Source organism: Streptosporangium oxazolinicum (assembly GCF_039537505.1).
Lineage (GTDB): Bacteria > Actinomycetota > Actinomycetes > Streptosporangiales > Streptosporangiaceae > Streptosporangium > Streptosporangium oxazolinicum.
The window spans coordinates 306223-327016 of the sequence record NZ_BAABAQ010000010.1 but is presented as its reverse complement, the minus strand read 5'-3'; the positions used below and the strand labels follow the sequence as shown (position 1 = coordinate 327016).

Sequence of the window (20794 nt, the reverse complement as noted above, 5' to 3'; positions counted from 1 at the left end):
CTTCCTACGAGTGTTTGGCTCCGGAGCCGGGCCGTGCCGCATTGTGGGTGCGTGTCACGGCGCCGCCCGTGATCTGGTCACGGCCCGGTCCGGAGCCGGTCTGAGAGGGGGTCAGCCGTTGGCCAGGCCGCTCGCCCAGGGGTAACCCTTGAGGTAGGGGTCGGGCTTGATCGGCTTGCCGGAGTTCCAGACCTCCTTGATGAGGCCGTCGGGCTGGATCACCCCGATCCTGGCCGTCTTGTACATGTGCTGGTTCTCGCCGTCGATGGTGACCAGGCCCTCCGGGCGTTCCAGGGCGATGCCCCCGGCGGCCTTCCTGACGGCCTCGACCTCGACGGATCCGGCCTTCTTGACGGCCTCGGCCCACAGGTAGACGGCGTTGTATCCGGCCTCCATCGGGTCGGAGGTCACCTTGTCGGCGCCGTACTTGGCCTTGAACGCGGCGACGAACTTCTCGTTGGCCGGGTTCTCGGTGGTCTGGTAGTAGTTCCAGGCGACGGGGTGTCCGGCGATGTTGTCGACGCCGATGCCCTTGACCTCCTCCTCGGCGACGCTCACCGACAGGACGGGCATCTGCTCGGCGGTGACCCCGGCGCTGTTGAGCTGCTTGAAGAAGGCGACGTTGCTGTCACCGTTGAGGGTGTTGAAGACGGCGTCCGGCTTGGCCTGGACGACCTTGTTGGTCAGCGTGCTGTACTCGGTGTGGCCGAGCGGGGTGTACTCCTCGCCGAGGATCTCCATCCCGTTCGCCGCCGCGTACGCTTTGATGATCTTGTTGGCGGTGCGCGGGAAGACGTAGTCGCTGCCGACCAGGAAGATCTTCTTCTTGCCCTGTTCCTTGAGGTAGTCGAGGCCGGGGATGATCTGCTGGTTGGTGGTGGCGCCGGTGTAGAAGATGTACGGCGAGCTCTCCAGGCCCTCGTACTGGACCGGGTACCACAGCAGGGCCTTGCTCCGCTCGAACACCGGCAGCATCGCCTTGCGGCTGGCGGAGGTCCATCCGCCGAAGGTGGTGGCGACCTTGTCCTGGCGGATGAGCTTGGTGGCCTTCTCCGCGAAGGTGGGCCAGTCGGACGCGCCGTCCTCCACCACGGGGATCAGCTTCTTGCCGAGCACGCCGCCGGCGGCGTTGATCTCCTCGATGGCGAGCAGCTCGGAGTCCCTGACGGTCACCTCGCTGATGGCCATGGTGCCGCTGAGCGAGTGCAGGATGCCGACCTTGATGCCGTCCTCACCGCCGCCGGTGGAGGCCGCGTTCGTGCCCGCAGGGGCTTCGCTTCCACAGGCGGCCAGCGTCGCGGCCAGCGCCGCGACGAGGATCCCGGAGCGCCATGCTGTGTTCCTCAATGACTTTCCTCCTTGCCGGTACGGCCCCCGCACCGATCTATCTGCCGTCAAGGTGACGGAGTGAGGTTTCCCGGCCAGTTCGCACTTGTTAATTGCGTTTTACGGGGAGCTAACCGCCGTGACAGGACGTGGCGCCGCGGACACCGCGCCGCTTTTTATACCGACAAATCAGCAAATTTCGTGATTCCACTTTGGAGCGCGTCGGCATACCCGCAGGAAGGGGGGCACCGATGGACGCTTTTCCCCCGTTCGCACGGTCCGCGCCACCTGGAAACCAGCCCGACATCGACGTGCAACATCATGGAAACCGCCGGTTCCTATGGTCCGGGAATGCGGCTCACACCACACGAGCAGGAACGCCTGCTCATCCACGTCGCCGCCGGTGTCGCCCGCGACCGCAGGTCACGGGGCCTCCGGCTCAACCACCCCGAGGCCACCGCGATCATCGCGTCCTTCCTCATGGAGGGCGCCAGGGACGGGCGCACCGTCGCCGAGCTGATGGAGACGGGCCGCAAGGTGCTGTCCCGCGACGACGTCATGGACGGGGTGCCCGAGATGCTGTCGTCGGTGCAGATCGAGGCCACCTTCCCCGACGGCACCAAGCTCGTCACCGTCCACCAGCCCATCCCGTGAGGACCAGGAACGGTGAACGCCGATGACCCCCGGTGAGATCCAGTACGGCGACGCGCCCATCCCGCTCAACCCGGGCCGCGAGCGCGTCACCGTCCGCGTCGTCAACACCGCCGACCGGCCGATCCAGGTCGGCTCGCACTACCACTTCGCCGCGTGCAACCCCGGCCTGGAGTTCGACCGCCAGGCGGCCTGGGGCACCCGGCTCGACGTCCCGGCCGGCACGGCGGTGCGCTTCGAGCCCGGCGTGGAGCGCGACGTGACCCTCGTACCGATCGGCGGCCTGCGGATCGTCCCCGGCCTCCGCTCCGAGTGGGCCGGACCTCTCGACGGGAGCCCCCGTGTTCATTGAACGATCCCGCTACGCCGCGCTCTACGGTCCCACCACCGGCGACCGGATCAGGCTGGCCGACACCGACCTGCTCGTCGAGGTCACCGAGGACCTGTCGATGGGCCCGTCGGGGGCCGGTGACGAGGCCGTCTTCGGCGGCGGCAAGGTCATCAGGGAGTCGATGGGCCAGGCCAGGACCACCAGAGCCGAGGGCTCGCCCGACCTGGTGATCACCGGCGCGGTGATCCTCGACCACTGGGGCGTGGTGAAGGCCGACATCGGGATCAGGGACGGCCGCATCGTCGCGATCGGCAAGGCCGGGAACCCCGACACCATGGACGGCGTCCACCCCGACCTGGTCATCGGCCCCTCGACCGAGATCCTCGCGGGCAACGGGAAGATCCTCACCGCCGGGGCGATCGACTCCCACGTCCACCTGATCTGCCCGCAGATCCTCGACGAGGCCCTCGCCGCTGGGGTGACCACCGTCGTGGGCGGCGGCACCGGGCCCGCCGAGGGCACCAAGGCCACCACCGTCACCGGCACCTGGTACCTCGCCCGGATGCTGGAGTCGCTCGACTCCTACCCGATCAACGTCGCGCTGCTCGGCAAGGGCAACACGGTCAGCCGCGACGGCCTGCTCGAACAGCTCCGCGCCGGGGCCTCGGGCTTCAAGCTGCACGAGGACTGGGGCACCACCCCCGCCGCCATCGACGCCTGCCTATCGGTCGCCGACGCCACCGGCACCCAGGTCACGATCCACACCGACACCCTCAACGAGGCCGGGTTCGTGGAGTCGACGCTGGCGGCGATCGGCGACCGGATGATCCACGCGTACCACACCGAGGGAGCGGGCGGCGGCCACGCGCCGGACATCATCCGGGTCGCCTCCTACCGCAACATCCTGCCGTCCTCGACCAACCCGACCCGGCCGCACACCGTCAACACGCTCGACGAGCACCTCGACATGCTGATGGTCTGCCACCACCTCAACCCGTCCATCCCCGAGGACCTGGCGTTCGCCGAGTCCCGGATCCGGCCGTCCACCATGGCGGCCGAGGACATCCTGCACGACATGGGCGCGATCTCGATGATCGGTTCTGACTCCCAGGCGATGGGGCGGGTGGGCGAGACGATCATCCGTACCTGGCAGACCGCGCACGTGATGAAGCGCCGCCGGGGCGCGCTTCCCGGCGACGGCCCCGCCGACAACCTCCGCGCCCGGCGCTACGTCGCCAAGTACACGATCTGCCCGGCCGTGGCCCACGGCCTGGACGGCGAGGTCGGCTCGGTGGAGACCGGCAAGCTGGCCGACCTGGTCCTGTGGGACCCGGCCTTCTTCGGCGTCAAACCGGACCTGGTGGTCAAGGGTGGTGTCATCGCGTACGCCCAGATGGGCGACGCGAACGCCTCCATCCCGACCCCGCAGCCGGTGATGCCGCGCCCGATGTTCGGCGCCGCCCCGGTCACCGCCGCCGCCACGTCGGTCCATTTCGTCGCCCCCCTCGCGATCGAGGACGGCCTCGCCGACCGCCTGGCCGTACGCAGGCGCCTGCTGCCGGTGGCCGACGTCCGCCGCAGGGGCAAGGAGAGCATGCCGCTCAACGACGCCATGCCCAGGATCGACGTCCACCCCGACACCTTCGCCGTCAGCGTCGACGGCGAGGTGATCGAGCCCGCCCCCGCCGAGACCCTGCCCATGACCCAGCGTTACTTCCTGTTCTGACCGGTTCGCCACCCTGTCCCGTACGGCCGAAGGGAGACCCGCGGGTGAACGCCGCGTTGCTGCTCCTGGCCGACTCCCGGTTGCCCGCCGGGGGCCACGGCCACTCCGGGGGCGCCGAGGAGGCGGTGAGGATCGGTGCGATCCACGACCTTCCCGGCCTCGCCGCCTTCCTGCGGGGCCGCCTGGCCACCGCGGGCCTGGTGACGGCCGCCCTCGCCGCCGCGGCCTGCGAGCTCGGCGCGGCCCACCTCTCCGCGCGCCTCCCACCCCCGGCGGACGGCCCACCGGCGGAGGTTCCCGCGCACGCTCCCGCCCACGGTCACGCTCTCCCGGACGGCTCGTCCTCTGATCCGGGGACGAGCCGTTCGGAGTGGGTACGCCTGGACGCGGAGGCCGACGCCAGGATCTCCTCGCCCGCCCAGCGGGAGGCGAGCCGCACGCAGGGCAGGCTGCTGCTGCGGACCTCGCGGAGGATCTGGCCCTCCCCGGTGCTCGACACCCCGGCCGGGGCCGTACCTCAGGGGGTCCACCACCCCCTCGCGCTCGGCGCGGTGGCGGCCGTGGCGGGGTGCTCCCCCGCCGAGGCCGCCCTCGCGGCGGCCTACACCTCCGTCACCGGCCCCGCCACGGCGGCGGTACGGCTGCTGGGCCTCGACCCGGTCGCCGTCCACCGCCTGCTCGCCGACCTCGCCCCGGCGATGGAAAGGGTCGCGGCCACCGTCACCACCGGGAAGACCCCGCGGTCTCGGGAGCCGTGGGCCGCACTGCCCGCGCACGCCGCCCCCGCGCTCGACCTGCTCGCCGAACAGCACATCCGCGCAGATCTGAGGCTCTTCGTCTCCTGACGACCACCTGAAAGGACGGTGACCCTCCATGGGCGCCAACCACGACGACCACCACCACGCGGCCGACCCTCACGGACGAGCACTGCGTCTGGGCATCGGAGGGCCCGTCGGCAGCGGCAAGACCGCGCTGACCGCGGCCCTGTGCCGGACGCTCGGTCCCTCGATGCGCCTGGGCGTGGTGACCAACGACATCTACACCACCGAGGACGCCGACTTCCTGCGCAGGGCGGGCGTGCTCGATCCGGAGCGGATCGCCGCCGTCCAGACCGGGTGCTGCCCGCACACCGCGATCCGCGACGACATCGCGGCCAACCTCGACGCGGTGGAGACCCTGGAGGAGCGGTTCGGCCCGCTCGACCTGGTGATCGTGGAGAGCGGCGGCGACAACCTCACGGCCACCTTCAGCAGGGGCCTGGCCGACCGGCAGATCTTCGTCCTGGACGTGTCCGGCGGTGACAAGGTCCCGCGCAAGGGCGGCCCCGGCGTGACGACGGCCGACCTGCTCGTGGTCAACAAGACCGACCTGGCCCCGATGGTCGGCGCGGACCTCACGGTCATGTCCCGCGACGCGGCGGCCGTACGGGAGGGCAGGCCCGTGCTGTTCACCTCGATCAGGGAGGATCCGAGCGCGTACGCGGTCTCCGAATGGGTCACCGGCCTGATCGAGTCCTGGGCCCACGAGCACTCCAACGCCTGATTTCATGTCCGTCACCGACTCCGCCCCGGCTCCCGCCCCCGTCCACGGCAACGCCCTCATGCCCGCGCGGCGGTCGATGAGGGCGCGGGCGGCGATCGTCACCCGGCTGGACTCCGGCGGCCGGACCGTCCTGGCCACGATGCGTTCGGGGCCGCCGCTCACCGTGCGGGCGACCGCGCCGGGCCGGGTGCACCTGGTGTCCACCGCCGCGGGCCCGCTGGGCGGCGACGACCTCGCCCTCGACATCGAGGTGGCGCCGGGCACCGCGCTGGAGGTGCGGTCGGTCGCGAGCACGCTGGTGCTGCCCGGCTTCTCGGCGGCCGAGTCGCTGATGACGATCACGGCCAGGGTCGGCGCGGGCGCCTCGCTGCGGTTCGCGCCGGAACCGACGGTGCTCGCGGCGGGCTGCCTGCACCGCATGGCCGTCCGGTTGGACCTGGCCGAGGACGCGCGGGTGTTCTGGCGCGAGGAGATCGTCTTCGGCCGGTACGGCGAGCGGCCGGGACGTTGCCACTCGCGCTTCGACGCCGTTCTCGGCGGGGTGCCGCTGCTGCGGCAGGAGTTCGTGGTGGGCGACCCGGAGATCGACGGCAGCTCCGCCGTCTACGGTGACGCCCGCTGCGTGGGCAGCACCCTGATCACCGGACGGGCGCCGGAGACGGTGGTCGGGGACGGCTGGGCCGTCCTTCCGCTGGCCGGCCCCGGCACCCTGGTCTCCGCCCTCGGCCGGGACGCCGTCGAGCTGCGGCGGCGGCTCCGGCAGGGCGAGGAGGCGACCACCCCGGAGGGGACGCGGCCTGACCGTCCGTCCTAGGGAAGCTGCGGTGCCCTCAGTCGTAGAAGCCCAGGCGGCGGAGCTGCTTGGGGTCGCGCTGCCAGTCCTTGGCGACGCTGATGCGCAGGTCGAGGTAGACGCGGGTGCCGAGGAGGGCCTCGATCTGCTGGCGGGCGCGGCTGCCGACGTCCTTGAGCCGGGAACCCTTGTGCCCGATCACGATGGCCTTCTGGGACGGGCGCTCGACGAACATGTGCGCGTAGATGTCGAGGAGGTCGTCGCGCCCCTCCCTGGGCATCATCTCGTCGACGACGACCGCGATCGAGTGCGGCAGCTCGTCGCGTACGCCCTCCAGGGCCGCCTCGCGGATCAGCTCACCCACCAGCACCTGCTCGGGCTCGTCGGTGAGCCGGCCCCCCTCGTACAGCGGGGGGCTCTCCGGGAGGCGCTGGACCAGCACGTCGGCCAGCACGTCGAGTTGCTCGCCCGACTGCGCGGAGACCGGGACGATGTCGTCGAAGTCGGCGAGCTGGGAGATCGCGAGCAACTGCGCGGCGATCTGCTCGCGGGTCGCCAGGTCGCACTTGGTCACCACGGCGACCACCGGGGTCTTCCTGATGCCCGCGAGCTTCTCCGCGATGAACCGGTCACCCTTGCCGATGGGCTCGTTGGCGGGCACGCAGAAGCCGATCACGTCGACCTCGGTGAGGGTGGAGAGCACCAGGCTGTCCAGCCGCTCCCCCAGGAGCGTGCGGGGCCGGTGCAGACCCGGCGTGTCGACGATGACGAGCTGGGAGTCGGGGCGGTGCACGATGCCACGGATGGCGCGGCGGGTCGTCTGGGGCTTGGAGGAGGTGATCGCCACCTTCGTGCCGACCAACGCGTTCATCAGCGTGGACTTGCCGACGTTGGGCCGGCCGACGAAGCAGGCGAAACCGGCATGGAAATCAGCGGCTGAGGAACTCACGTCAACCATTGTCGCCGATGCCGGACTCAGCTCTGACGCGGTGTCCCGTCGGGGCCGGCCACGAGCACGGTCTCACCGCCCAGATCGCGGACCGCCCGCGTGTCGGCGTCGGAGGGGCCGTCACCCGCCGTGACCAGCGCGGCGGCCTCCAGCGACTCCGCTCCGCTGGACACCGCCATCGCCACGGCGACCTGGAGCGCGGACAGGGTCAGCGACGGCAGCGCCACATTGGTCGCCGAGTACGTCCGGCCGGTCTCGTCCCGCACGGCGGCCCCCTCGGCGGCGCCGTTGCGGGCACGGGCGGAACGGGCCAGCACGATGATCTTCTTGTCCTCGGGATCGAGGGTCGCGTCACTCACGGCACAAGGGTATTCAGCCTCCGGCCCGTACGGCGACCCGGCCTCCTCCGGGCGGCGGCCCCACCCCGGCGGCCTCCCCCGGACGGCGCCCCAGCCCGGACGGTACCCCCGCAGAAAATGCCCCCTCGGGGAGTGCTCCCCGCTCACGCGCCGACCTCCCCGACCAGCAGGCGGGCGAGCTCTCCGGTGCGCGCGGCGTCGACCTCCCTGACCCCGGCGTGCACCAGCGAGACCAGGGTGTGGCCGCTGAGGGCGAACACCAGGTGGATCTCGTACGGGTATCCGTTCAGCCTGCCGTTCAGCCGCCTGGCCTGCACCCCGTCAGCCTGCACCCCGTCACCGATCCCGCCCAGGTCCAGGCCGGAGACCCTGAAGGCGGTGCCGCGACCCGCGAGGGGGGCGCGCGCGACCGGGCAGCCGCCCAGCGCCTCGGCGAGCTCGCCGAAGTGCAGCGCGGCGTCGTCACCGTCGTAGGAGGCCAGGCCGAACCCGGCCAGCTCCCCGACCCCGTCGCCCTGGTAGGTCACGGCGGCCCGCGCGCCCAGCGCCCGCTTCGGCGGCCTGCCTCCGGCGGTGTCGAGGACGAACCTGCAGTCCTCGTCGACGGCCTTGAAGGGAGCGCGCCAGCCGTCCCGCGGGCGGGTCGAGAATCCCTCCGGCAGGTCCCGCGCCTCGCTGAGCACCCCCCGCAGCCGGTTCAGCTCCGCGGCGCGGTCCGTGGCGCCGGATCTCTCGCCGCACCCGGCCGAAACGCCCGACACAAATCCACATAACACCGCAAAAACCACAAAGCTCAACCCCCGTGTCATGAGCATTCCCCCGATGTCATGTGCAGGGCGACCCGTCCCTACCGACCCGCTTTCTTCCCCGTCAGAAAAACCGGCAACCATTCGATAAACGCCTAAGGGTGCCCTCAACCGCATTTCACGGTCGAGAACACCCTTGAGCGAGTGACGCAGAACAGCCTCGGAGCCCTGCGTGACTCTGTCTCCCCCTGGAGCCGATCCCTCGCACCGCGAACCCCTCCGGGCGCCGGGACCTTCCCCACCGGCTCCCGCGCGACCGGGTGCCGTGGGAGAAGCCTCGCGTGCCCCGCTTGCAGAAGGCTTGCGAACGACTTGGGAGCGGATAATCCCCCCCGGATCCGACCATCCGGATCGCCTCCCCGGGCCACCACCGCCCCCGGAGCCCTCACGGGTCGGGGACGCCCCGCCGCCAGCCGGGCCCACCGCGCCCGGGGGCCCTCACCGGTCGCGCCCGCCGGGCCGCCACGACGGGCGACCCGGGGCACTCACTGGTCGGCGGAGGCCGAGACCGAGTCGGGCTCGGCGGGGACGGCCCTGGTGACGAGGACCGTGCCGATCCGGTTGCGGCGCCCGGCCAGGCTCTCGGCCGTCAGGCTGAGCCCCTCCACCACCGCCTGGGAACCGGCGATCGGCACCCGGCCCAGCGCGTGCGCCAGCAACCCCCCGACGGTCTCGACGTCGTCGACCTCCAGCTCGATGCCGAACAGGTCTTCCAGGTCGCCCACCGGGAGCCTCGCGGTCACCCGGACCGCGCCGTCGTCCAGCGACTCCACCCTGGGGGCCTCCTGGTCGTACTCGTCGGCGATCTCACCGACGATCTCCTCCAGGATGTCCTCGATGGTGACCAGACCGGCCGTGCCGCCGTACTCGTCGATGACGATGGCCTGGTGGATCTGGCGGGCCTGCATCTCGCGGAGGAGCTGGTCGATCGGCTTGCTCTCCGGCACGTAGGTGGCCGGGCGCATGAGGGACTCCACCGGCTCGGCGCGCCCCTCGTCGCCGGTGTCCTGCACCCGGCGCGCGATGTCCTTGAGGTAGGCGATGCCGATGACGTCGTCCTCGTTCTCACCCACCACGGGGATCCGCGAGAAACCACTGCGCAGGGCGAGCGACAGGGCCTGGTTCAGCGTCTTGCCGCGCTCGATGAACACCATGTCGGTGCGGGGCACCATGACCTCGCGGGCCAGCGTGTCACCGAGCTCGAAGACCGAGTGGATCATCTCCCGCTCGTCGGGCTCGATCACCCTGCGCTCCTCGGCCAGGTCGACCAGGTCGCGCAGCTCGGCCTCCGAGGTGAAGGGCCCCTCGCGGAAGCCCTTGCCGGGCGTCACGGCGTTGCCGAGCAGGATGAGCAGCTTGGGCAGGGGGCCGAAGATCCGGGTCAGCCCGTAGACCAGGGGCGCGCTGGCGAGCGCGATCGGCTCCGCGTGCTGGCGGCCCAGCGTACGCGGGGAAACCCCGACGATCACGTAGCTGATGACGATCATGACGGCCGCCGCGGCGGCGTAGGCCCAGCCCTGGTCACCGAGCCAGTCGATGAAGAGCAGCGTGGCGATCACCGTGGCGACCAGCTCGCAGCTCAGCCGGAGCAGGAGCAGCAGGTTCAGGTAGCGCGGCGGGTCGGCGACGATCGCCTGCAGGCGCCCCGCGCCCCGGCGGCCGTCGCGGGCGAACTCCTCCGCGCGAACCCTTGAGATACGGGTCAGGGCCGTCTCCGCGCTGGCGATCAACCCGCCGACCACGACGAGGACGACGGCCGAGAACAACCACCCGTTGGCGACACTCACCGCTGGGGGCGCACCTCCCGCCACGACTCCAGAAGCTCGCCCTGAAGGCCGAACATCTCCTTGTGCTCCTCGGGCTCCGCGTGGTCGTAGCCGAGCAGGTGCAGGATGCCGTGCGTGCACAGCAGCTCCAGCTCGGCCTCGGTGCCGTGCCCGGCCTCGGCCCCCTGCTTGGCGGCCACCTGCGGGCAGAGCACCACGTCCCCGAGGAGCGCCGGGTCGGTGGGCGCGTCGCCCTCCTGCCTGGCCCCCGCGCCGGGGCCGGGGCGCAGCTCGTCCATCGGGAAGGCCAGCACGTCCGTGGGACCGGGCTCGCCCATCCACTGCTCGTGCAGCACCGACATCGCCTCTTCGTCGACGACCAGGATCGACAGCTCGGCGAGCGGGTTGATGCCCATCCGCTCCAGCACGTGCCCCGCCAGCGAGACGATGAGCCCCTCGTCGATCTCGACACCGGACTCGTTGTTGACCTCGACGCTCATCGGCCGTTCCCCGCTCCCCGCCCGCCGCGCCGGAGCCGCTCCGCGCTCATCGCTCGCCCACCGCTTCTCGACCGGCCGTTCTCATGATCTCCCCCGGGGGCGCTGCTTGACCACGCCCTTGATCTGCTCCACGGCGCTGCTCTGGCGCTGCGTCTCGTCGTAACGCCCGTACGCGTCCACGATGTCTCCCACCAGCTTATGCCGCACCACGTCGGCACTGGTCAGGCGGCTGAAGTGGATGTCGGAGATGCCGTCGAGGATGTCCTGGACGACCCTGAGGCCGCTCTGCGTGCCGTTCGGCAGGTCGACCTGGGTGACGTCACCGGTGACAACGATCTTCGAGTTGAAGCCCAGCCGCGTCAGGAACATCTTCATCTGCTCCGGCGAGGTGTTCTGCGCCTCGTCCAGGATGATGTAGGCGTCGTTGAGCGTACGGCCGCGCATGTAGGCCAGGGGGGCGACCTCGATCGTGCCCGCCGCCATCAGCCTGGGGATCGAGTCGGGGTCGAGCATGTCGTGCAGCGCGTCGTAGAGGGGGCGCAGGTAGGGATCGATCTTCTCGTAGAGCGTGCCGGGCAGGAAGCCGAGCCTCTCGCCCGCCTCGACGGCGGGGCGGGTGAGGATGATCCGGTTGACCTTCTTCTCCTGGAGGGCCTTCACCGCCTTCGCCATCGCGAGGTAGGTCTTGCCCGTGCCGGCCGGGCCGATGCCGAAGACGACGGTGAACTTGTCGATCGCGTCGACGTAACGCTTCTGGTTCACGGTCTTCGGGCGGATGGTCCGGCCCCGCGAGGAGATGATGTCCAGGGAGAGAACCTCGGCGGGCCTGTCGGAGGTCATCCGCAGCATGGCGATGCTGCGCTCGACCGCGTCGGTCGTGAGCTGCGCGCCCCCGCGGACGAGCTCGGACATCTCCTCGAAGAGCCGCACCACGGTGCTGCTCTCCTCGGGACTGCCGGTGACGGTGATCTCGTTACCCCGGACGTGGATGTCGGCGCGAAAGGCGTCCTCGATGACGCGCAACAGCTCGTCGCGCGAGCCCAGCAGGCTGACCATCGACTGATCGTCCGGAATAACCACCTTCGCCTGGGTCCGGCTGGCACCCCGGGACCTCGTCGGCGTTCTGCTGGAATCGTTTGTCTCGGACATGAGCGGGCCTTACGGCCTGTTCGCCTCCAGATATAGGCGCGGAACTTCAACGCCATGCTATCCGCGATCGCCGGGATCGCACCTACCGGTTTTCAGCCGGGCGGCCACCGCAGGTCGCGCCCGCCGAGCACGTGTCCGTGCACGTGGAAGACGGTCTGGCCGGCGCCGGGCCCGGTGTTGAACACCAGCCGGTAGCCCGACTCCGCGATCCCCTCCCGCAGGGCGACCTCGTGCGCGGCCTTGATCACCTCGTCGGCCAGGCCGTGGTCGGCGGCGGCCAGGGCCGCGGCGTCCCTGTGATGGTCCTTGGGGACCACCAGCACGTGGGTCGGCGCCTGGGGATTGACGTCACGGAAGGCCAGCGCGCGATCGGTCTCGTAGACGATCTCCGCGGGAATCTCCTTGGCCACGATTCTGCAGAACAGGCAGTCGGCTTCGCTCACCATGACAGGCACCATACCGCCGAGGACGTTGCGAATCGGTGATGGTTCCCGTCCGCAAACAAAGATCCGCCCGGATATGGTGGGTGTGCAAAACTTCAACCACGACAGCCCTTTGCGCACAGCAATATATGGCCGCCTGGCGAGGACACGACTGGGTCATGCCCCCTAATGAACCGGAAGAGCGTAAACCCTCTGGGAAGGCCAAGCGTCCCACTGATGTGACCACCGAGACCCTCGTGGCCGACAGGTCGCTCGGGGCGGTGCCCGTCGGATGGGATGCCGACATGGCCGTTACCGCGCTCTACAGCGCGCACTATCGGTCCCTTGTCCGTCTCGCCGTCTTACTCGTCCGCGATATGGCAACCGCGGAGGAGGTCGTGCAGGACGCGTTCGTCGCCATCCATGGCGCCTGGCGCCGACTGCGCGACACCGACAAGGCACTGGCCTACCTGCGACAGTCGGTCGTCAACCGCTCACGTTCGGTGCTTCGGCACCGGGCGGTCGTCGAGAAGTACGCGCCCAAGGGCATGCCCGACGCGCCGAGCGCCGAGAACGGCGCGATCGGCGAGTTCGAGCGTTCCGCCGTCATCGAGGCGCTCCGCGGGCTGCCCGCACGCCAGCGGGAGGCCCTGGTCCTGCGTTACTACGGAGACCTGTCCGAGGCGCAGATCGCCCACGCGATGGGCATCAGCAAAGGCGCGGTCAAGAGCCACACGGCTCGCGGCATGGCCGCCCTACGAACCTCACTGGAGCAACTGTCATGACCGACTCCCCGGATGAGTACGGCGAGCTGCTTCGCCGCGCGCTCAGCGCGGAGGCGAACTCGGTCGTTCCCTCCCCGGACGGGCTGGAGATAATCCGCGGCCGCATCGAGCGGCGCGGGCTCCGCTGGCTGGTGTGGTGGCGCGCCGGGGCCTCCGTCGCCGGCGCGGTCCTCGTCGCGGCGACCGTCGTCATGGTGGTTCCCCAGTTCCGCGAACAGGTGATCCCCCGGGTGAGCACCGAAGGTGTCAAGTACGCCGAGTCGACCCCTCCGGTCGACGGGTCCGCCACCTCGCGTCCCCCGGCTCCCGACCCGCAGCCGCCGTCCAACCACGCCCCTCTCCCGACCGTCAGCAGGTCGGGTCCCGGCGCCACCATGCTCCCGCCGACGCCCACCCCCTCCAGGAGCGCGAAGCCCAGCACGAGGCCGACCTCCAGGACGGACCCGGCGACGACGGCTCCCAGGCCGACACCGACGCCGACGCCCACCTGCCCCACCCCCGTCGGCATCTCCACCCCCGATCCCAGCGGGATCACCAGGAGGTGCGAGGAGATCGAGACGACACCGACGCCGACGAGAACGAGGACGAGGCCCCCGGCTCCCTCGGAGAGCCCGTGCTCGCCCGACGAGTGCGCGCCCTCGGGCGACGTGTCGCCCCCCATGCCGACGGAGGCGAGCACTCCGGCCCCGACCCCCATCCAGAGCTAGTGCGGTGACCGGTCACGGCGAGCCCTGATCGCCCCTTCGGGCGACGGGTCTCCCGGGTCCTCACGGCACGGATTCACCGGAACCCGTGACCGGCGGCGCGCCGACGGCAGGGTGTTACCAGCGGCCACTGCGCGTCTGGAGCACCGCCGCCGCGACGACCCCGGCCGTCGAGGTGCGCAGCACCGTCGGCCCGAGCAGCGCCGGCACCGCCTTCGCCTCGCGGAACGCGGCGAGCTCCTCCCCCGACACCCCGCCCTCGGGGCCGACCACCACGACGATGTCGCCGCCCTCGGGCAGCGGCAGACCGGACAGCGGGGAGGCCGCCTCCTCGTGCAGCACGACCCCCAGCGCCGCCGCCGACAGCAGACCGGCCACCCTCGCGGTGGACGCGAGCTCCGTCACCTCGGGCAGGTGGAAGCGGCGCGACTGCTTGCCCGCCTCACGTGCCGTGGAGCGCCAGCGGGCCAGCGCCTTGGCCGCCCGCTCACCCTTCCACTGGGTGACGCACCTGGTCGCGGACCAGGGGACGATCACGTCGACCCCCGCCTCGGTCATCATCTCCACGGCCAGCTCGCCCCGATCCCCCTTGGGCAGGCCCTGGACCACGACCAGGCGCGGCGACGGCACGGGCACGTCGTGGCGGCGCAGCACCTCGACCCGGAGCGAGTCCTTGCCCGCCTCGGTCACCACGCACTCGGCGACGGAGCCCGCCCCGTCGGTCAGGTCGAGCCGCTCACCGGCCCGCAGCCGCCGTACGGCCGCCGCGTGGCGTCCCTCGGGACCGCCGAAGACGAACTCCGGCCTGGCCAGGTCGGCGGGGTCGGCCAGGAAGACCGGGACGGTCATGGGCCGTCGGGGCGGACCGTGCCGGGGTGCCTCGGCCGGGAGCCGGCCGGGACGGCGCGGCCCGGCAGGGGCCTGGCCCGGCCGGGGCGGCGCGACCGGTGAGGGGCCGGGTCAGCGGCCATTGAAGGCGTCCCGCAGGCGGGAGAAGAAGCTCTGCTGCCCGGGGGCGAACTTGCCCGGCGGGCGCTCCTCACCGCGGAGCCTGGCGAGCTCCTTCAGCAGCTGCTCCTGCTCCGTGTCGAGACGGGCGGGGGTCTCCACGTTCACGTGGATCAGCAGGTCGCCTCGGCCCGACTCGTTCAGGCGCTGCACGCCCCGCCCGTAGAGCGGGATCGTCTGCCCCGACTGCGTGCCGGGACGGATGTCGAGCTCCTCGGCGCCGTCGAGTGTCTCCATGGTCAGGATGGTGCCGAGCGCGGCCGCGGTCATCGGGATCTGCACGGTGCAGTGCAGGTCGTCGCCGCGCCTCTCGAAGATCTCGTGGGGACGCTCGACGATCTCCAGGAAGAGGTCTCCGGGCGGGCCTCCGCCCGGCCCGATCTCGCCCTCGCCGGCGAGCTGGATGTGGGTGCCGTCCTCGACCCCGGCGGGGATGCGGACCTTGATGGTCCGCCGGGTGCGGACCCGGCCGTCGCCGGAGCACTCCTGGCAGGGGTTGCGGATGATCGACCCGAAGCCGCCGCACTGGGGGCAGGGCCGGGAGGTCATGACCTGGCCGAGGAAGGACCGGGTGACCTGGGACACCTCGCCCCGGCCGTGACACATGTCGCAGGTGTCGGGGTGGGTGCCGGCCGCGGCGCCGGAGCCCGTGCAGACCTCGCAGACCACGGCGGTGTCGACGACCAGCTCGCGGGTGGTGCCGAAGCCCGACTCGCGCAGGTCGAGCTCGACCCTGATGGTGGCGTTGCGCCCTCGGCGGGCGCGGGAGCGGGGGCCTCGGCCGCCGCCGCCACCGGCCGCGCCGAAGAAGGCGTCCATGATGTCGCTGAACGGGAAGCCGGCGCCGAAGCCCCCGGCCCCCGCGCCACCGCCCGAGGCGAACGGGTCGGCACCCATGTCGTACATCTGCCGCTTGCCGGAGTCGGACAGGACCTCGTAGGCCTGCGTGATCTCCTTGAAGCGTTCCTGGGTCTCGGGGTCGGGGTTGACGTCGGGATGCAGCTCGCGCGCCAGGCGGCGGTACGCCTTCTTGATCTCCTCCGCACTGGCGTCGCGGCGCACCCCGAGAGTGCCGTAGTAGTCGCTCTTAGCCACTTTTCGTTGACCTCTTATGATGCAGCCAGGATCTGGCTGACGTAGCGTGCCACCGCGCGCACCGCGCCCATCGTGACCGGGTAGTCCATTCGCGTCGGACCCAGCACACCGAGCCGGGCCAGTTGCTTGTCCCCAGAACCGTATCCGGCGGCGACGATGGACGTGCCCTGGAGTCCGGTGTAGGGGTTCTCCGAGCCGATCCGCACGGTCAACGCGGAAAGGTCAGAGGTCTCACCGAGCAGTCGCATGAGCACGACCTGCTCTTCCAGGGCCTCCAGCACGTCGCGGAGCCCGACGGTGAAGTCGGCTCCCGCGAGGTTGGCGGCCCCGGCAAAAACGATCTTCTCATCATGCCTGTCCACCAGGGACTCGAGCAGTACGGAAAGGATAGTGGCCGCGAGCGGCCGGTCCTCCGTGGGCAGCCGCTCCGGCAGGTCGGCGATCTTGTCGGGAACGCTGGTGAGGCCGCACCCGTCGAGGGAGGCGTTGAGTATCGCGCGCAGGTGGGCCACGCGCTGCTCGTCGACGACGTCGGGCAGCTCGACCACGCGCTGCTCGACCCTGCCGGTGTTGGTGATCAGCACGAACATCAGCCGGCGCTCGCTCAGCGGCACCAGCTCGACGTGCCTGACCGTCGAGTGGGTCAGCATGGGGTACTGCACCACGGCGACCTGCCGGGTGAGCTGGGCGAGCAGCCGCACCGTCCGCATGACGACGTCGTCGATGTCCACCGCGCCCGCGAGGAAGCTCTCGATGGCCTTGCGTTCCGCGCTCGACAGGGGTTTCACCTGCGAGAGCCGGTCGACGAAGAGCCGGTAGCCCTTGTCGGTGGGCACCCGGCCGGCGCTGGTGTGGGGTTGGGCGATGTAGCCCTGCTCCTCCAGCACCGCCATGTCGTTGCGGATCGTCGCCGGGGACACCCCCAGGTTGTGCCGATCCGCGAGAGCCTTCGAACCCACCGGCTCGTTGGTGGACACGTAGTCCTCGACGATGGCGCGGAGCACGGCGAGCTTGCGGTCGTCGACCAACGTGGTCACCTCCCTGCCTGCGTTCAGAGGGAAACACGAGGCTTGGCACTCTGTGTTCCCGAGTGCCAAGTGTACGGCCCCCGTGCGGAAGGCGCGATAAGCAAGAGCTGCGGATGATGACGGCAAGCCGTTGTCAAGTCAACTGCTATCGCGATCCAAGCGGCACCCACCAGAATTTGGGCATGTCCCAAGATTTCGGTTCTTATCCGGGCGACGCCTCCCGCGGCCCCGGTCACGGCGGCCCCCAGCAGCCGTATGGCCAGCAGCAGTACGGCCAACAGCAATATGGCCAGCAGTACGGTCAGCAGCCCCCCTCGTACGGTTACGCGCCCCCCGGCTACGGCGCCCCGCAGGGATCGCCGCCCCCCAGCGGGAAGATCAAGCCTGGCATCGGGTGGATCGTCGGGGTCTGGCTGCTCGCCCTGGTCAGCATTATCGTCGGCATCGGCGGCTTCGCCGGTGGCCTCGTCGGCGCGGTGACCGACGCGGCCCCGACGAAGACGTTCGCCCCCGGCGAGACCGCGACGGTCGCGATCGACCCGGCGGACAAGCCGGCGATCTACGTCGCCACGGGCGGGCCCACCACGTTCGAGTGCACGCTGAAGGGCGGCACGGGCACGCCCCGCCTGCAGAAGCCCGACATCCAGCAGACCGTCGCGGGATCCGACGGCGTCACCTGGGAGATGGGCCTGCGGGTCGGCGTGGACCAGGCGGGCGACTACCAGGTCCAGTGCTCCGCCGAGCCCGCGGAGGGCACGACCTTCGGCGTGGGCAAGGAACTCGCCGCCGACTCGCTGGTGGGCGGGGTGGTCGCCCTGTTCGTGATCCCCGGCGTCGGGATCCTGCTCGCCATCGTCGTGACGATCGTCGTACTGGTGAAGCGGAGCAACGCCCGCAAGCGCCGGGCCGCCGCGGCACCGGTGGGGCAGTGGGGACAGCCGGGACCCTACGGCAGGTGACGACGGCGTTTGCTAGCGTCCCACCTGATCCCCGGCGAGAGAGGGTGAGCGGTCGGTGATGTACGAGCGTGACGTTCTGGCGGAAGACTGGCGACGCCCGCGCAGGGGGACGATCCCCCAGGTGCCCGCGGAGCTCGACCTGGTCGTCGAGGAGGCCGACGGAGGCTTCTGCGGCGCCGTGGTGGCCTGCGACAAGGAGGCCGTCACCCTGGAGGACCGCTTCGGGCGCCGTCGGGTGTTCCCGCTGGAGCCGGCCGCGTTCCTCCTGGAGGGCGAGGTGGTGACGCTCGTACGGCCCGCCGCCGCGCCGCGCGGTCCCAGGCGGAGCGCGTCGGGTTCCATCGCGGTGGAGGGCCTGCGGGCCCAGGTCGCCAAGGAGAGCCGGATCTACGTGGAGGGCGTGCACGACGCCGCGCTCGTGGAGAAGGTCTGGGGGCACGACCTGCGGGTCGAGGGCGTGGTCGTGGAGTATCTGGAGGGGGTCGACCACCTGCCCTCGATCGTCGAGGAGTTCGGCCCGGGGCCGGGGAGGCGGCTGGGCGTGCTCGTCGACCACCTGGTCCCCGGTTCCAAGGAGAGCAGGATCGCCGCGCGGGTCTCCTCACCGCACGTGCTGATCGTCGGGCACCCGTTCGTGGACGTCTGGCAGGCGGTCAGGCCGCGGGTGCTCAAGATCCCTTCCTGGCCGTCGGTACCGCGCGGCGTGCCCTGGAAGGAGGGCGTCATCGCCGCGCTGGGCTGGAACGTGGAGCCCGGTGCCGCATGGCGTCACATTCTCGGATCGGTCACGACATATGCCGATCTGGAGCCCGAGCTCCTCGGGCCTGTCGAGGAATTGATCGACTTCGTGACGGTTCCCGGCGAGGATGGCTAGGCCGTCAACCCTTCAGGAGGGGACATGAGCGAGAACCCCGAGGACCCACCGGGCGACGACCGGACGCGGCGCATCGGCGACCCCCCGCCCGGCCACACCCGGCCGGGCCAGAGCATCCCGCCCTCGGGCCAGGACTACGGACAGTCCGGCCAGGGACACGGCGCGCCCGGCCAGGGCTACGGACAGCCGGGACAGGGACAGGGACACGGGCAACCGGGGCAGGGCTACGGATACCCCGGCCAGGGTTATGGACAACCGGATCAGGGCTATGGGAAGCCGGGCCAGGGCTACGAGGGCTACCCGCCCACCTCCCCCTACGACCCGGGCGGCTACCAGGGGGGCCACCAGCCCGGTTACCCCGGATACCCCGAGTACGGCGCGTACGGCGCGCCGCAGGGTTACGGCTACCAGGCGCCGCCGGGGACGTACGGCCCGCGGCCCGGCAGTGACGACACCACCATGGCGATGCTCGCCCACCTGCTGGGCCTGCTGACCTCCTTCGTCGGGCCGCTGGTGCTCTATCTGGCGAAGAAGGACGAGTCGCCCTACGTGCGCGACCAGGCCGCCGAGGCGCTCAACTTCCAGCTCACGGTGTTGGTCGCCTACGTCGTCTCCTGGGTCCTGGCGTTCGTGCTCATCGGTTTTGTGCTGATGTTCTTCCTCTGGATCGGAGCGATCATCGTGACGATCATCGCCGCGGTGGCGGCCAACCGGGGAGAGAGATACCGCTATCCGATGAACATCCGCTTCGTCAGCTGACCCGGCCCGCGGTCCGGGCGGGGCCTCGGGCGCCTCAGGTGAGGTCGCGGACCAGGGCGTCGGCCAGCAGGCGGCCACGCAGGGTGAGCACCGCGCGGCCCGCCTTGAACGGCTCCACCTCCAGCAGGCCGTCGGCGAGCGCGCGGGCGACCACCGGGGGGCGCTCCAGCTCCCCGAGCGGGAAGCCCCGGGCGAGCCGCAGCTCCAGCATCAGCCGTTCCACCGCCCTGTCCTGAGGACCGAGCACCTCGCGCGCGTGCGCGGGCGAGGTGCCCTCGGCCAGGCGCTGGGCGTAGGCGGCGGGGTGCTTGACGTTCCACCAGCGGGTGCCGCCGACGTGGCTGTGCGCCCCGGGGCCGACGCCCCACCAGTCGCCGCCGGTCCAGTAGAGCAGGTTGTGCCGGCAGCGCCCGGCCTCCGAGGTCGCCCAGTTGGACACCTCGTACCACTCGAACCCCGCCTCGGCCAGCATGGCGTCGGCGATCAGGTAACGGTCGGCGGCCACGTCGTCGTCGGGCATCGGGAGCTCGCCGCGCCTGATCCTGGCGGCCAGCTTCGTCCCGTCCTCGACGATCAGCGAGTACGCGGAGACGTGGTCGGGTCCCGCCTCGATCGCCGCGGCCAGCGACGCGCGCCAGTCGTCGTCGCTCTCCCCAGGCGTGCTGTAGATCAGGTCGAGGTTGACGTGGTCGAACCCCGCCTCCCTCGCCTCCTGGACGGCCCGCGCGGGGCGGCCGGGGGTGTGGCGGCGGTCCAGCACCCGGAGCACGTGCTCGCGGGCGCTCTGCATCCCGAAGCTCATCCGGTTGAACCCGCCCGCGCGCAGCTCCGCCAGGTAGGCGGGGTCCACCGACTCGGGGTTGGCCTCGGTGCTCACCTCGGCGCCGGGGGCGAGCCCGAACTCCTCCTCGATCGCCCCCAGGATCCGTACGAGATCTCCGGCGGGCAGCAGAGTGGGGGTTCCCCCGCCGAAGAACACGGTCTCGACGGGGAGGTGCGCGGTGCCGAGGTTGGCCCGCGCCCGCCGCACCTCGTCGACGGCGGTGTCCGCGTAGTCCTTCTGCGACGCGCCGGGGCCGAGCTCGGACGCCGTGTAGGTGTTGAAGTCGCAGTAACCACACCGGGTCACGCAGAAGGGAACGTGGACGTAGAAACCGAAGGGCCGCTCGCCGAGCCCGGCGAGCGCGCTCTCCGGGAGCTCGCCCGAGGCGGGTACGGGATCCCCGTCGGGAAGTGTGGATGGCACGCCCCAAGTCTGCCGC

The 20794-nt window shown here is 71.1% G+C and carries 23 protein-coding genes; 11 read left to right on the top strand and 12 right to left on the bottom strand.

The annotated features are described in order from the left end of the window. Positions 1-111: 111 nt before the first annotated feature. Positions 112-1347, bottom strand: coding sequence for an urea ABC transporter substrate-binding protein (urtA, locus tag ABD817_RS26010; RefSeq protein WP_344920757.1), 1236 nt, complete (start codon positions 1345-1347; stop codon positions 112-114). A gap of 330 nt (positions 1348-1677) precedes the next feature. Here urtA and ABD817_RS26005 point away from each other — a divergent pair, with 330 nt between their 5' ends. From ABD817_RS26005 to ABD817_RS25980, 6 genes are read left to right on the top strand one after another with little or no spacing between them, the layout of a single operon-like run. Further along, on the top strand, positions 1678-1980 hold the full coding sequence (locus ABD817_RS26005; protein ID WP_344920756.1) for an urease subunit gamma: 303 nt from the start codon (positions 1678-1680) through the stop codon (positions 1978-1980). Positions 1981-2002: 22 nt separating this feature from the next. Further along, the gene (locus ABD817_RS26000; RefSeq protein ID WP_344920755.1) at positions 2003-2329 is read left to right on the top strand and encodes an urease subunit beta; all 327 of its coding nucleotides are present in this window, start codon (positions 2003-2005) and stop codon (positions 2327-2329) included. Beyond that, on the top strand, positions 2319-4034 hold the full coding sequence (locus ABD817_RS25995) for an urease subunit alpha (protein WP_344920754.1): 1716 nt from the start codon (positions 2319-2321) through the stop codon (positions 4032-4034). Before ABD817_RS26000 ends, ABD817_RS25995 begins: the two co-directional genes overlap by 11 nt. 44 nt (positions 4035-4078) lie before the next feature. Beyond that, complete coding sequence (locus ABD817_RS25990) at positions 4079-4879, top strand: urease accessory protein UreF (RefSeq protein ID WP_344920753.1); 801 nt, start codon at positions 4079-4081, stop codon at positions 4877-4879. Positions 4880-4907: 28 nt separating this feature from the next. After that, positions 4908-5576, top strand: a complete 669-nt coding sequence (gene ureG, locus ABD817_RS25985) for an urease accessory protein UreG (RefSeq protein ID WP_344920752.1) — start codon at positions 4908-4910, stop codon at positions 5574-5576. 4 nt (positions 5577-5580) lie between these two features. Beyond that, positions 5581-6390 (top strand): urease accessory protein UreD, encoded by an 810-nt coding sequence (locus ABD817_RS25980; RefSeq protein ID WP_344920751.1) that lies wholly within the window; start codon positions 5581-5583, stop codon positions 6388-6390. Positions 6391-6406: 16 nt separating this feature from the next. Here the strand turns inward: ABD817_RS25980 and era are convergent, their stop codons facing one another. From era to ABD817_RS25945, 7 genes are all read right to left on the bottom strand, one after another. Beyond that, positions 6407-7327 carry a GTPase Era gene (era, locus tag ABD817_RS25975; RefSeq protein WP_344920750.1) on the bottom strand — a complete coding sequence of 307 codons (921 nt, stop codon included), beginning with the start codon at positions 7325-7327 and terminating at the stop codon, positions 6407-6409. Positions 7328-7344: 17 nt separating this feature from the next. Next, positions 7345-7677 (bottom strand): cytidine deaminase, encoded by a 333-nt coding sequence (locus ABD817_RS25970; RefSeq protein WP_329092017.1) that lies wholly within the window; start codon positions 7675-7677, stop codon positions 7345-7347. Between the two features lie 143 nt (positions 7678-7820). Beyond that, positions 7821-8438 carry a hypothetical protein gene (locus ABD817_RS25965; RefSeq protein ID WP_344920749.1) on the bottom strand — a complete coding sequence of 206 codons (618 nt, stop codon included), beginning with the start codon at positions 8436-8438 and terminating at the stop codon, positions 7821-7823. Between the two features lie 530 nt (positions 8439-8968). Next, positions 8969-10270 carry a hemolysin family protein gene (locus ABD817_RS25960; protein WP_344920748.1) on the bottom strand — a complete coding sequence of 434 codons (1302 nt, stop codon included), beginning with the start codon at positions 10268-10270 and terminating at the stop codon, positions 8969-8971. Then, a complete protein-coding gene (gene ybeY / locus ABD817_RS25955) occupies positions 10267-10749 on the bottom strand; it encodes an rRNA maturation RNase YbeY (protein WP_344742683.1) in 483 nt (160 codons plus the stop codon). The genes ABD817_RS25960 and ybeY overlap by 4 nt, the downstream gene beginning before the upstream one ends. Positions 10750-10830: 81 nt before the next feature. Further along, positions 10831-11898 (bottom strand): PhoH family protein, encoded by a 1068-nt coding sequence (locus ABD817_RS25950; RefSeq protein WP_344920747.1) that lies wholly within the window; start codon positions 11896-11898, stop codon positions 10831-10833. Between the two features lie 92 nt (positions 11899-11990). Then, entirely contained in the window at positions 11991-12341 is a 351-nt protein-coding gene (locus ABD817_RS25945; protein WP_344920821.1) for a histidine triad nucleotide-binding protein, read from the bottom strand. A gap of 284 nt (positions 12342-12625) precedes the next feature. On the opposite strand from ABD817_RS25945, the gene ABD817_RS25940 reads away from it, so the two are divergent. After that, on the top strand, positions 12626-13105 hold the full coding sequence (locus ABD817_RS25940) for a SigE family RNA polymerase sigma factor (RefSeq protein WP_043655278.1): 480 nt from the start codon (positions 12626-12628) through the stop codon (positions 13103-13105). Further along, on the top strand, positions 13102-13812 hold the full coding sequence (locus ABD817_RS25935) for a hypothetical protein (protein ID WP_344920746.1): 711 nt from the start codon (positions 13102-13104) through the stop codon (positions 13810-13812). Before ABD817_RS25940 ends, ABD817_RS25935 begins: the two co-directional genes overlap by 4 nt. 114 nt (positions 13813-13926) lie before the next feature. On the opposite strand, the gene ABD817_RS25930 is transcribed toward ABD817_RS25935, so the two are convergent. The 3 genes from ABD817_RS25930 to hrcA form a co-directional block, all read right to left on the bottom strand. Then, positions 13927-14658 (bottom strand): 16S rRNA (uracil(1498)-N(3))-methyltransferase, encoded by a 732-nt coding sequence (locus tag ABD817_RS25930; protein ID WP_344920745.1) that lies wholly within the window; start codon positions 14656-14658, stop codon positions 13927-13929. Between the two features lie 111 nt (positions 14659-14769). Then, the gene (gene dnaJ, locus ABD817_RS25925; RefSeq protein ID WP_344920744.1) at positions 14770-15912 is read right to left on the bottom strand and encodes a molecular chaperone DnaJ; all 1143 of its coding nucleotides are present in this window, start codon (positions 15910-15912) and stop codon (positions 14770-14772) included. 14 nt (positions 15913-15926) lie between these two features. Beyond that, the gene (gene hrcA, locus ABD817_RS25920; protein WP_344920820.1) at positions 15927-16940 is read right to left on the bottom strand and encodes a heat-inducible transcriptional repressor HrcA; all 1014 of its coding nucleotides are present in this window, start codon (positions 16938-16940) and stop codon (positions 15927-15929) included. Between the two features lie 182 nt (positions 16941-17122). Between hrcA and ABD817_RS25915 the strand changes: the two genes are divergently transcribed. From ABD817_RS25915 to ABD817_RS25905, 3 genes are read left to right on the top strand one after another with little or no spacing between them, the layout of a single operon-like run. Then, a complete protein-coding gene (locus tag ABD817_RS25915; protein ID WP_344920743.1) occupies positions 17123-17899 on the top strand; it encodes a hypothetical protein in 777 nt (258 codons plus the stop codon). Between the two features lie 58 nt (positions 17900-17957). Next, positions 17958-18773, top strand: coding sequence for a DUF3097 domain-containing protein (locus ABD817_RS25910; protein WP_344920742.1), 816 nt, complete (start codon positions 17958-17960; stop codon positions 18771-18773). 24 nt (positions 18774-18797) lie between these two features. Then, a complete protein-coding gene (locus tag ABD817_RS25905) occupies positions 18798-19532 on the top strand; it encodes a DUF4870 domain-containing protein (RefSeq protein WP_344920741.1) in 735 nt (244 codons plus the stop codon). A gap of 34 nt (positions 19533-19566) precedes the next feature. Here ABD817_RS25905 and hemW read toward each other — a convergent pair whose 3' ends face one another. Next, positions 19567-20778 carry a radical SAM family heme chaperone HemW gene (gene hemW, locus ABD817_RS25900; protein WP_344920740.1) on the bottom strand — a complete coding sequence of 404 codons (1212 nt, stop codon included), beginning with the start codon at positions 20776-20778 and terminating at the stop codon, positions 19567-19569. Between the last annotated feature and the right edge of the window lie 16 nt (positions 20779-20794).

Bases quoted from the DNA above. Each gene is read 5' to 3' on its own strand.
- ABD817_RS25950 (WP_344920747.1), bottom strand. From the start codon at position 11,898: ATGTCCGAGACAAACGATTCCAGCAGAACGCCGACGAGGTCCCGGGGT.
- ybeY (WP_344742683.1), bottom strand. From the start codon at position 10,749: ATGAGCGTCGAGGTCAACAACGAGTCCGGTGTCGAGATCGACGAGGGG.
- ABD817_RS25935 (WP_344920746.1), top strand. From the start codon at position 13,102: ATGACCGACTCCCCGGATGAGTACGGCGAGCTGCTTCGCCGCGCGCTC.
- ABD817_RS25930 (WP_344920745.1), bottom strand. From the start codon at position 14,658: ATGACCGTCCCGGTCTTCCTGGCCGACCCCGCCGACCTGGCCAGGCCG.
- ABD817_RS26000 (WP_344920755.1), top strand. From the start codon at position 2,003: ATGACCCCCGGTGAGATCCAGTACGGCGACGCGCCCATCCCGCTCAAC.
- ABD817_RS25915 (WP_344920743.1), top strand. From the start codon at position 17,123: ATGTCCCAAGATTTCGGTTCTTATCCGGGCGACGCCTCCCGCGGCCCC.
- era (WP_344920750.1), bottom strand. From the start codon at position 7,327: ATGGTTGACGTGAGTTCCTCAGCCGCTGATTTCCATGCCGGTTTCGCC.
- ureG (WP_344920752.1), top strand. From the start codon at position 4,908: ATGGGCGCCAACCACGACGACCACCACCACGCGGCCGACCCTCACGGA.
- ABD817_RS25940 (WP_043655278.1), top strand. From the start codon at position 12,626: ATGGCCGTTACCGCGCTCTACAGCGCGCACTATCGGTCCCTTGTCCGT.
- ABD817_RS25910 (WP_344920742.1), top strand. From the start codon at position 17,958: ATGTACGAGCGTGACGTTCTGGCGGAAGACTGGCGACGCCCGCGCAGG.
- ABD817_RS25905 (WP_344920741.1), top strand. From the start codon at position 18,798: ATGAGCGAGAACCCCGAGGACCCACCGGGCGACGACCGGACGCGGCGC.
- ABD817_RS26005 (WP_344920756.1), top strand. From the start codon at position 1,678: ATGCGGCTCACACCACACGAGCAGGAACGCCTGCTCATCCACGTCGCC.
- ABD817_RS25980 (WP_344920751.1), top strand. From the start codon at position 5,581: ATGTCCGTCACCGACTCCGCCCCGGCTCCCGCCCCCGTCCACGGCAAC.